Origin of the sequence: Ochrobactrum sp. EDr1-4, assembly GCF_049199085.1 — a bacterium.
Taxonomy (GTDB): domain Bacteria; phylum Pseudomonadota; class Alphaproteobacteria; order Rhizobiales; family Rhizobiaceae; genus Brucella.
This window is the reverse complement of the sequence record NZ_JBLZOF010000002.1, coordinates 984,483-994,433: the sequence shown is the minus strand read 5'-3', so window position 1 is coordinate 994,433 and position 9,951 is coordinate 984,483. Positions and strand designations below refer to the sequence as shown.

Sequence of the window (9,951 nt, the reverse complement as noted above, 5' to 3'; positions counted from 1 at the left end):
TTCACAGCCTTACAAACCGTTCCTTCCTCAACACATCAACAAGACTTCCATCTTACCAATGCCGCCCAACTAACCACTCTCAACATCTCTGTCAATCGCTCTCGCTGAACTACAAGGACGAGGCAACCTGCCGCTAGCAGCGTCGCCGCCCTCGTTGGAAGCCATATAGACCCTACTTCCCGAAACTGTCAACGAACTTTCACAAAAAATCGCAAACTTTCTTTCCACAGGCAATATGGTCCTTTTTAACCAAAACTCAACCACTATCACCGCCTGATTCCAATTTTTACGACAGTGAAATGACAATCAATGAATTATTTCTTCGCAATAGACGGCGGCGGAACAGGATCTCGCGCAATACTCGCTGACAAAAATGGCGCCATCCTCGGAAAAGGCACATCCGGTCCCGCGAATATCGGTGCCGATACGCCCAATGCCATTATTAATATTACGGAAGCCTCCGAACAGGCCCGGCTCGACGCGGGATTGCACTCTTCTATATATGCAACGAGTAGCGCCGTACTCGGACTGGCCGGAGCAAACTCCATTGCTTGCCGTGATAACGCTTATAAAGAGCTGCCGTTCGCAAGGAGCAGAATCGTTTCGGATACTGTAACGGCCCTTCAAGGCGCACTCGGCAATGGCGACGGCGCTATTGTTATTCTTGGCACCGGCTCAGCATTTGCGAAGAGAACAGGAGATAGCGTCGAGGTTATAGGTGGGCGTGGCTTCATGCTCAGCGATCATGCAGGCGGCGCGCGTCTTGGCCGTGATCTGCTTGAACAAACATTGCTTGCTCACGACGGAATCGTTAGCGGGACAGCTTTGACCAATGCTGTAATGGACAAGTTCAGCAATGATGCGCGCAAAATCACCCAGTTTTCGAGATCGGCAACTGCCGCAGATTACGCTGCCTTTGCACCAATGATCTTTCAGTTTGCGAAGAAAGGCGATTTGCTGGGTTCGCAGCTTCTTTCGGATGCATGCCTGATGATCGAGCGGAATCTGCGTGCTTTGGGCGTAGAGAAGTTGAGACGGTTCAGCATCACAGGCGGGCTGGCGCATTCATATGCCTCGCTGGATTCTCTGCCCTATAAGGAATTTTACGTTCCCGCGCAGGGCGACAGCTTGCAAGGCGCACTCGCATTGGCCCTGCAAGACAGCTCGGTTTGAAACAAAAATTCTCTCTGCGTCATCACATGCGACGCGAAGGTAACTTGTCCCGCCCTGCTTTCCTGCCTAATTCTTTTAAAAGAGAGAAACAGGGTTTGAATTATCAGACGGATATGACAGCAGGGATGCCATGCTAACAAAAAAAGGCAAATACGGCCTGAAAGCCATGGTGCATCTTGCCGGTGTGTCTGATGGTCATCTGGTTTCAGCAAGTGAGATCGCTGAGCGTCATCATATTCCGCGCAAATTTCTCGATAATATATTCACCGAACTGCGCAATGCAGGCTTTGTGCTCAGTCGCAAAGGCAAAGGTGGCGGGTTTTGTCTGGCGCGTCCAGCCAATGAAATTCACATTGGCAATATTATCCGCGCACTGGATGGCGCACTGGCTCCAATCGCCTGTGCCAGCAAGACTGATTATCAGCCATGTGACGACTGCGACGAAACGGAATGCGAAGTTCGTCACATGATGCTCGACGTGCGTGAGGCAATCGCCAATGTCCTCGATCACCGCACACTTGCCGACAGTAGGGCTTCTGAACTTGCCATACTGTCGGCTGAGTAAGCTTTAAGCCGCGACAGACCAGCTCGGAAAAGGATCGTTTAGCCCAAGCCAGCTTTCCGGCTTGAACACTTCTTCTGTCACCAAACAGCTATCAAGCTCAGCAATAATCGACGCCTTATCCATCGGATCAACGCCGATGAAGACAATTTCCTGCCGACGATCACCCCATTCTGAATCGAGATAGTCTTGCATTGCACGATGCCATTCGGGTTCTTGAGGCCAGTAACTGCGTGGTACTGCCGACCACCAGCGCCCGCGCTTGTTTGTGCGCACCAATGCGCCCGCTTGGCTCAGTTCGCCGACATAATCAGGACGTGTTGCCAGCCAGAAAAAGCCTTTAGCGCGGACAACACCCGGCCAGCTCTTATCAATAAAGGTCTGGAACCGTGCTGGATCAAACGGGCGTCGCGCCCGATAGACGAATGAGCGAACGCCATATTCTTCAGTTTCCGACACGTGATCGTGGAAACCGTAGAGTTCCTTATACCAAAGGGGATGCTCATGGGCACGATTGAAGTCGAAGCGTTTTGTGTTCAAAATCGCATCAAGCGTAGCCTGACCGAAATCGACTTCTTCAATCCGGGCATCAGGATTAAGCGAACGGATCACCTTACGCGCAAGGTCGAGTTCTTCTGTGGAAGCCGTCGAAACCTTGTTGAGTATCACAACGTCAGCAAATTCGATCTGTTCGACCAGCAGATCGACCAGCGTGCGCTCATCCTCATCGCCAAGCGACTCCCCACGATCACGCAAAAAATCATTGGAAGAATAATCTTTCAACAGATTGGCAGCATCAACGACGGTCACCATCGTATCAAGACGCGCGAGATCAGACAGGCTTTCGCCCTTCTCATCGCGAAATTCAAATGTCGCAGCGACCGGCAGAGGCTCAGATATGCCGGTCGATTCGATCAAAAGATAATCAAAACGGTCTTGTGCAGCGAGTTGCGCCACTTCTTTGAGGAGATCATCGCGCAAAGTGCAGCAAATGCAGCCATTGGTCATTTCAACAAGCTGTTCTTCAGTGCGCGACAGGTCGGCCCCACCCTCACGGACCAATGCTGCATCAATATTGATTTCGCTCATATCGTTGACGATTACCGCAACGCGGCGGTTCTCACGATTATTGAGAACATGATTGAGAAGTGTTGTTTTACCGGCACCGAGAAAGCCGGACAGAACAGTGACGGGAAGCCTTTTCATGACAAATCCTTCGCTGGCGTTTGTAAGATCAGCTGCACTTGCAGCATTGCTGGCTATTTTAATGTTATATCATTACATATATTGGGCTAAAAAGAGGCGGCAAAGCCACCTTTAAGCATGATATTCAGCAATCGAACCAAACTCGATGCGCCCCATGGAATGAACTCAAGATAAGTTCCTTAATGGTTTAATCAGCTTTCACTGATCAATTATGCCGGACCATCATTTAAGACGGCCCGGCACAACAACTGGTCACTTCCGGGTGGGGTCCCGGAATGAAGGTGTGACCAGTGCTACTTCGACAAACAATTCTTAAGGGAGTCGGCCAGATTGCGAATAAGCTGCGGGTAAAGATCCGGGCCGTCCTTCAATTCCGCACCAAGCGGATCGAGAACGCCAGTCTTTGCATCTGTTCCATCGATGACTGTATTAACCAGCTTTGGCTCAAACTGTGGCTCTGAGAAAACGCAAACTGCGCCCAGCGATTTGATTTTCTCGTGAATGTCCTTAATGCGACCTGCACCTGGTGCCTTTTCGGGGCTGACCGTAATCGATCCCGCAGCCTTAACGCCGAAGCGGTTTTCGAAATACTGGTAGGCATCGTGGAAGACAATGAACGGCTTGTCTTTGACAGGCTGAAGTTCTGTTTCAATATCTTTATTCAGCGCATCCAACTTGTCGGCATAATCAGCAGCATTCTTTTCGTATTGCGCGGCATGTTCCGGATCGTTCTCACTTAGAACCTTGGCAATATTGCCAACCAGCACTTTGCCATTCTGCGGATCTAGCCAGAAATGCAGATCAAACTCGCCATGGTGGTGATCGTGTCCCGCTTCATCGGATTCATCAGCGTGAGCATGCTTGTGGTCATGTCCGTCATCGTGTTTGTGATCATGGCTGTCATGTGAATGCGCTTCAGCACCATGATCATGGCCTTCATGTCCGTGATCGTGTGCCTCAAATGGTCCACCTTCGCGGAATTTCAGCTTCGTCAGACCATCTGCCTCACCAAGCGCAACCACTTTTGCACCTTCGCCCAATGTATCGATTGGCTTATCGAGGAATGTTTCCATCGAAGGCCCCGCCCAGAAGATAACTTTTGCACCCTCAATCGCCTTCGCATCAGAAGGCTTAAGATTATAAGAGTGTTCCGATCCCGCACCCTGCACAATCAACTTCGGCTCGCCCACGCCCTGCATCACCGCAGAAACCAGCGAATGCAACGGCTTTATCGACACAACAACGCCTTCACGCTCGGCGGCAAAAGCCGCACCGCTCAGAACCGTCATAAAGGCAGATGCTAAAAGCAGGGATTTTAGGTGTTTCATGATAGCTTTCTCAAAATCTCTCTTGAACGTCCGTTGAAGCGAAACAACATATGTAAGTGATATGTTATTTTATTACATCGTTTGCGTTATGCTATAACGTCTGCAATAAGGAGACACAACCTCTTTTTGGAGAATTGTTCACAGCACGAAAGCGTCAGACGCAAATGATCGCGAATCGGCATATCGTTCACACATCTTGAGACAAGAATTTCGGGAGCAGCTTTTTATCGGCAGATAAACCGGCACACGCTCTCAAAAAGGCAGCGAAAGCTCATTTTACATGGCCCATAAGACCGCCCTCCCCGCAAATGCCACGCGGGAGCCACTGATAGAATTAAAAGGTGCCGGCGTTTTCCGTGATGGCCGCTGGCTGGTGCGCAATGTCGACCTGACGATTCATCGCGGCGAAATTGTCACGCTCATTGGTCCCAATGGTGCGGGAAAAAGTACGACGGCTAAAATGGCACTTCGTATTCTGAAGCCCGATGAAGGCGAAATCCACCATCTCAAAGGCCTGCGCATCGGTTATGTACCGCAGAAGATCAATATCGACCGGACCATGCCGCTGTCTGTTGAACGCCTTATGACGTTAACCGCACCGCTTTCCAAAGCCGATATTCTCCATGCGCTTAACGCTGTTGGAATCACCCATCTTCTCAAGGCTGAAATTGCCAATCTGTCTGGCGGCGAGTTTCAGCGTGCGCTGATGGCGCGTGCCCTCGCCCGCAAACCAGATATTATGGTGCTTGATGAACCCGTGCAGGGCGTGGATTTTTCCGGTGAAGCTGCACTTTATGAGCTGATCGCAAAGCTGCGCGACGATACCGGCTGCGGCGTGTTATTGATTTCGCATGATCTGCATCTGGTGATGGCTGCAACCGACCGCGTTATTTGTCTCAATGGTCATGTCTGTTGCAGTGGCACACCGCGCGATGTGACGACAAGCCCTGAATACGCGCGCCTGTTCGGAAGTCGTGCAGTTGGTCAACTCGCCATTTATGAACATGATCACGACCATACGCATTTGCCAGATGGGCGCGTCATGCATGCCGATGGCAGCGTGACAGATCATTGCCACTCTGATGACGGTCATCATCATGAGGATGAGCACCATCACCACCATGAGGGAGATAAGCCCCATGCTTGACGATTTTTTCATACGCGCTCTCATTGCTGGTGTTGGCCTCGCACTGACCACAGGTCCGCTCGGCTGTTTCATTGTGTGGCGGCGTATGGCCTATTTCGGCGACACGATGGCACATTCGGCGCTGCTGGGTGTGGCTTTGGCGCTAATCCTCGACATCAATCTGATGATAGGGGTTTTTGCAGTATCAGTCGCGATCTCGGCAATCCTGCTTCTGCTTCAAAAGCGACATTCGCTTTCGGCAGATTCCCTTCTGGGCATCCTGTCCCACGCAACCCTGTCGCTTGGACTGGTCATCGTCGCCTTTATGACATGGGTGCGTGTTGACCTGCTATCGTTCTTGTTTGGTGACCTACTGGCTGTATCCCGACTGGATATAGCTTTTATCTATGGCGGTGGCATTCTGGTTCTAGCAGTGCTTGCATGGCTTTGGCGGCCACTGCTTGCCGCAACACTGAGCGAAGATATTGCACGTGCTGAGGGCCTTAACCCGGCCCTGTCACGCATCATCTTTATGCTCTTGTTGGCAATCGTAATCGCGATTTCGATGAAGATCGTCGGTATCCTGTTGATTACATCGCTTCTTATTATTCCTGCCGCGACCGCACGGCGCTTCGCATCGACACCGGAGCAAATGGCCATTATGGCATCCGTCATCGGCGCACTTGGCGTGATTGGCGGGCTTTATGGTTCGGTGGAGTTTGACACGCCTTCCGGCCCATCAATTGTCGTTGCTGCACTTGCTATTTTCATTTTAAGCCTCTTACCACTACATAAGAGACAGGCTTCACCGAAACGGACCGCTGGACAATGAGCAATCACACCGATCATAACCATGCCCATACGCACATATCGCACGATCTGACGCGCAACCAGTCGCTGGTTTTTGATGTGCTGTCCAAAGCGGATGGCCCGCTCAGCGCCTATACGATCCTTGATCAGCTACGCGATGATGGTTTCCGCGCACCGTTGCAGGTGTATCGTGCATTGGAAAAGCTATTGGATTACGGGATGATTCACCGTCTCGAAAGCCTCAACGCTTTCGTTGCCTGCGCGCATCCGCAATGCCATGAGCATGGCCTCATTGCTTTTGCAATTTGCGAGCAGTGCGGACAGGTGACAGAGTTCTCCGATTCAGCGATCGAAAACCTTGTCAGTGCATGGAGCGTGCAGAGCGGTTTCAAATCGCGGAAAACGACGCTGGAATTGCGTGGTTTGTGTGAGAAATGCGGCACGCACTGAAGCATGTCGCGGAAAAGTGGGAACCGGTTTTCCGATAACGAAATACCTAAAAGCACAGAGTTAGATCGAGCGCTGTGAATGCTAATGAGCGTGGCACGCTCTTAATCAACTTATAAAAAAGCGAATATTCATCCGCCTTTTTATAAGTGCTCATTAGACATTACATAAACAGGTGTTGAACCTCAGGCATATCAATAATGCCAAGTGAGAGTGCCGTTGCAACAGCTGACGTTCTGTTAGAGCAATTCAGCTTTATCTTGGCATTTTGCAGATATGTTACGACTGTCCAGCGGGCGATGCTGAGAATCTCTGCAATTTCTCCGTCGGTTTTTCCACTTGCTGCCCAGCGCAAGCAATCAACTTCACGTGGTGTCAGCAGGCCAGAAGCAGAGTTCGCATCTTTTCCGCCGCATAAACCATTGTGAATAATGCCTGAAACACTCAGAAGGCGTGGTCGCATACGCTCCACGAAATTTTCGTGGCTTTCGTCTGTCACATCAAAGCTGAAGACCGTACAGCCTGCTATGCCTTTTTGGCTACGCGCTGAGACACCAATATAAAGATTACCAAGGCCGTGCTTTTCAGCGTCCTGCAAAAACTCCATAACAGCCGGGCACTGTTTTGCGTCATCATCAAGGTTCCGAACAACGCCACTTGAATCGCTGCGAAAATACGGTGCATCCTCCTGAAAAACAGGATCGATAAGAAAATAATTCTTCGCTGAATATCGTGTTGACCAATTGGTCGGAACCGTCATGACAACAGTCAAATCATCCGGCGATGCTTTTGAATTATCACCAATACGCCCCCGGAAGGTGTGAATGATGTGGCGGCAACCTATCTCATCACGAATCCGCTGAAGAAGGCTAAGCGTTTCGGACTGGAAAGATAGTCCAAAGAAGGTCTTTTTAAAGTTAGGAAAATGTATCAAGTCTAAAGTCATTGGCTAATATCCCTGGTAATAAAATGTCCAAAATGGACGCACAAAATTGAACATTATTTTGAGAATCGATGCTTCAAGTACGTCAATTCCTCATCAGTCACATAAAAAATACGTCTTAAATCAACTCGCAATATCTTTACTGCAAGAAACGATGTGCACTAACTTTGTGGAAAAATATGGATATTGCGCCAAAAACTGGCAATTATTACAAAAAAATACCCAATTGTGATTGGAAGTGAACTGCAGTGTTCCATTTTTAAACAGCGAAGGATTTGGGACTTACGATTTACGTCCGAAAGCCTTGAAGAAAAAATCAACGGCTGATTCAACGTTTCGAACAATCGCCTCATGCGATGGCGGTTCGGATAGCGCACCAAAAAGGCGCGGCCTGTACAGGCCAGCCAAAAACAAATCAGTCAGCTGATAAGCTTTCTCCATAGCATCTACAGGCTCGAGTTCTCCGTCCTTAACCATTTTTTCCATATATTCGGCCATAACGAGCAGCGTGCGTTTTGGGCCTCGCTCATAAAAACGTGCGGCGAGTTCCGGTTTGCGTTCGCTCACCCCGATGATAATGCGTTGCGCCCGTACTGCCGTTGATGACGTGATAAGCGTAACAAGGGCAATACCAAATTCCACCAGTTCACTGCGTGTGGAGAACCCACGTTCCAGCTTGTCGATCAAGCCACTAAACATTGTGTGTCGATAATGCTCACAAAGCGCGACAAACAGATCCTCTTTACTATTAAAGTAAACGTAAATTGTACCCTTTGAGACGCCAGCTTCACGCGTAATGTCGTTCATGCTTGCAGCATCGAAACCCATTCGCAGGAACACATCTTGCGCACCTTCGAGAATTTGCTGACGCTTTGCAGGGTCTTGACCCGCTCCAAGACGCGCACGACCGCATTCAGCATCCGAACTACCGACAGTTTCCACCGTAGTGCTTTCGCTAACCATTGATGCGGTCTGTTCTATGCGGCATTCACGATTCATTGTACAAGACTCTTAAATTTTCTCGAACCAAACGGTTCGATGAGACTTGATATGGGCAAGTTATTGCTCTAAGTCAACATCGAACCAAGCGGTTCGTTGAAGCGGTTATACAGAAAGTTTGTCTCATGTCCGCCCCCAAGTCTGTTGATACAGCTGATATTCGACCATTCCCGACGTCAGTACCACAGGGTGAGCAAGCCCGCGTGAATGCTGAGCCGTTGAGCGAACGTCCCGCTCCGCAGGCAACACCGGACACATCTGCGCCCAACGCTCCTTCCGCACCCGCAAAAGGCGGCAACAAAAAAGGCTTCGGCAAGCGCGTGATGCTTCCAGGGCTTTTGATCGTCGCTGTCGCGGGCGGACTTTGGTATGGCTACGACTGGTGGACGGTCGGTCGCTTCATGGTTTCGACCGATGATGCTTATGTGCAGGGCGATATCGCTTCTATCGCACCAAAGGTCACTGGCTATATCGAAAACATCCCGGTTGTCGCCAATCAACAGATCAAAGCGGGCGATGTTATCTTCCAGCTCGATTCAGGCGACTACAAGATCGCGCTTGATGAAGCCGAAGCAAAGCTTGCAACCCAGCAGCAGACGCTGAACCGCATTACTGCGCAAATCGATGCATCCAAGGCAGCGCTTGAACAGACACAGGCAGATGAGCAGGCATCACAGGCAGTTCTAAAGAACGCTGAAAGCACAATGGTCCGCATCCAGAAGCTGCATGACACGCGCTTTTCGGCACAGTCAGAACTCGACAATGCGCAGTCGGCACTTGATCAAGCCAAGGCGAAGCTCGCCGGATCAAAGGCACAAATTGCATCGGCCAATGCCAATATCGACGTTTTAAACGCACAGTATAAAGAATCGGAAAGCGGCGTTCGTTCGCTAGAGCTTGCACGCGATAAGGCTGCACGCGATCTTGATTTCACAACATTGCGCGCACCGTTTGACGGTGTCGTCGGTAATCTTTCGGGCAAGAAGGGCGATCTTGTTTCAGCAGGCCAGAAAATTGCAGCACTTGTTCCAGTGAATGCGCTCTATATTGATGCAAACTTCAAGGAAACGCAGCTCGGCCACATTAAGACCGGTGAAACCGTACGTATCTATGTTGATGCCGTCGACGGTCCTTACATTGAAGGCAAGGTTGCATCAGTTGCACCGGCGTCGGGTGCGGTGTTCTCACTGCTTCCACCAGAAAACGCGACCGGCAACTTCACCAAGATTGTTCAGCGCGTTCCAGTTCGCATTACGATTCCCCAAGAAGCACTTGATTCCGGCAAAATCCGCGCAGGTCTGAGCGTTACTGTCGAAGTCGACACACGCACAGCGCCAGCGGACAAGGCCGAGTAAGG

Annotated in this window: 10 protein-coding genes; 6 read left to right on the top strand and 4 right to left on the bottom strand. The window is 50.3% G+C overall.

Annotated elements, in window-relative coordinates:
• The first annotated feature begins 309 nt into the window (after positions 1-309).
• Positions 310-1,173 carry a BadF/BadG/BcrA/BcrD ATPase family protein gene (locus tag ACOZHT_RS10925; protein WP_339513458.1) on the top strand — a complete coding sequence of 288 codons (864 nt, stop codon included), beginning with the start codon at positions 310-312 and terminating at the stop codon, positions 1,171-1,173.
• A 130-nt stretch (positions 1,174-1,303) separates the two neighbouring features.
• Positions 1,304-1,738, top strand: coding sequence for an RrF2 family transcriptional regulator (locus ACOZHT_RS10920; RefSeq protein WP_250041678.1), 435 nt, complete (start codon positions 1,304-1,306; stop codon positions 1,736-1,738).
• 3 nt (positions 1,739-1,741) lie between these two features.
• Here ACOZHT_RS10920 and zigA read toward each other — a convergent pair whose 3' ends face one another.
• Together zigA and znuA are read right to left on the bottom strand one after the other, a co-directional pair.
• Positions 1,742-2,941 carry a zinc metallochaperone GTPase ZigA gene (gene zigA, locus ACOZHT_RS10915; protein ID WP_339513455.1) on the bottom strand — a complete coding sequence of 400 codons (1,200 nt, stop codon included), beginning with the start codon at positions 2,939-2,941 and terminating at the stop codon, positions 1,742-1,744.
• A gap of 293 nt (positions 2,942-3,234) precedes the next feature.
• Complete coding sequence (znuA, locus tag ACOZHT_RS10910; protein WP_339513453.1) at positions 3,235-4,269, bottom strand: zinc ABC transporter substrate-binding protein ZnuA; 1,035 nt, start codon at positions 4,267-4,269, stop codon at positions 3,235-3,237.
• Positions 4,270-4,549: 280 nt separating this feature from the next.
• On the opposite strand from znuA, the gene ACOZHT_RS10905 reads away from it, so the two are divergent.
• Genes ACOZHT_RS10905 through ACOZHT_RS10895 form a run of 3 tightly spaced genes read left to right on the top strand, consistent with a single transcriptional unit; the run spans position 4,550 to position 6,655 of the window.
• On the top strand, positions 4,550-5,416 hold the full coding sequence (locus ACOZHT_RS10905) for an ATP-binding cassette domain-containing protein (protein ID WP_421565686.1): 867 nt from the start codon (positions 4,550-4,552) through the stop codon (positions 5,414-5,416).
• Positions 5,367-6,227 carry a zinc ABC transporter permease subunit ZnuB gene (gene znuB, locus ACOZHT_RS10900; RefSeq protein ID WP_421565685.1) on the top strand — a complete coding sequence of 287 codons (861 nt, stop codon included), beginning with the start codon at positions 5,367-5,369 and terminating at the stop codon, positions 6,225-6,227. Before ACOZHT_RS10905 ends, znuB begins: the two co-directional genes overlap by 50 nt.
• On the top strand, positions 6,224-6,655 hold the full coding sequence (locus ACOZHT_RS10895) for a Fur family transcriptional regulator (RefSeq protein ID WP_339513449.1): 432 nt from the start codon (positions 6,224-6,226) through the stop codon (positions 6,653-6,655). Before znuB ends, ACOZHT_RS10895 begins: the two co-directional genes overlap by 4 nt.
• Before the next feature lie 160 nt (positions 6,656-6,815).
• Here the strand turns inward: ACOZHT_RS10895 and ACOZHT_RS10890 are convergent, their stop codons facing one another.
• Both ACOZHT_RS10890 and ACOZHT_RS10885 read right to left on the bottom strand, forming a co-directional pair.
• Positions 6,816-7,598, bottom strand: coding sequence for a helix-turn-helix transcriptional regulator (locus tag ACOZHT_RS10890; protein WP_421565684.1), 783 nt, complete (start codon positions 7,596-7,598; stop codon positions 6,816-6,818).
• A gap of 279 nt (positions 7,599-7,877) precedes the next feature.
• The gene (locus ACOZHT_RS10885; protein WP_339513472.1) at positions 7,878-8,558 is read right to left on the bottom strand and encodes a TetR/AcrR family transcriptional regulator; all 681 of its coding nucleotides are present in this window, start codon (positions 8,556-8,558) and stop codon (positions 7,878-7,880) included.
• A 161-nt stretch (positions 8,559-8,719) separates the two neighbouring features.
• Between ACOZHT_RS10885 and ACOZHT_RS10880 the strand changes: the two genes are divergently transcribed.
• The gene (locus ACOZHT_RS10880; protein WP_421565683.1) at positions 8,720-9,949 is read left to right on the top strand and encodes an HlyD family secretion protein; all 1,230 of its coding nucleotides are present in this window, start codon (positions 8,720-8,722) and stop codon (positions 9,947-9,949) included.
• The last annotated feature ends 2 nt before the right edge of the window (positions 9,950-9,951 follow it).

What these genes read in the sequence shown, in the direction of transcription:
- ACOZHT_RS10925 (WP_339513458.1), top strand. Translation starts at nt 310, where the DNA reads ATGAATTATTTCTTCGCAATAGACGGCGGCGGAACAGGATCTCGCGCA.
- ACOZHT_RS10920 (WP_250041678.1), top strand. Translation starts at nt 1,304, where the DNA reads ATGCTAACAAAAAAAGGCAAATACGGCCTGAAAGCCATGGTGCATCTT.
- zigA (WP_339513455.1), bottom strand. Translation starts at nt 2,941, where the DNA reads ATGAAAAGGCTTCCCGTCACTGTTCTGTCCGGCTTTCTCGGTGCCGGT.
- znuA (WP_339513453.1), bottom strand. Translation starts at nt 4,269, where the DNA reads ATGAAACACCTAAAATCCCTGCTTTTAGCATCTGCCTTTATGACGGTT.
- ACOZHT_RS10905 (WP_421565686.1), top strand. Translation starts at nt 4,550, where the DNA reads ATGGCCCATAAGACCGCCCTCCCCGCAAATGCCACGCGGGAGCCACTG.
- znuB (WP_421565685.1), top strand. Translation starts at nt 5,367, where the DNA reads ATGAGGATGAGCACCATCACCACCATGAGGGAGATAAGCCCCATGCTT.
- ACOZHT_RS10895 (WP_339513449.1), top strand. Translation starts at nt 6,224, where the DNA reads ATGAGCAATCACACCGATCATAACCATGCCCATACGCACATATCGCAC.
- ACOZHT_RS10890 (WP_421565684.1), bottom strand. Translation starts at nt 7,598, where the DNA reads ATGACTTTAGACTTGATACATTTTCCTAACTTTAAAAAGACCTTCTTT.
- ACOZHT_RS10885 (WP_339513472.1), bottom strand. Translation starts at nt 8,558, where the DNA reads ATGGTTAGCGAAAGCACTACGGTGGAAACTGTCGGTAGTTCGGATGCT.
- ACOZHT_RS10880 (WP_421565683.1), top strand. Translation starts at nt 8,720, where the DNA reads ATGTCCGCCCCCAAGTCTGTTGATACAGCTGATATTCGACCATTCCCG.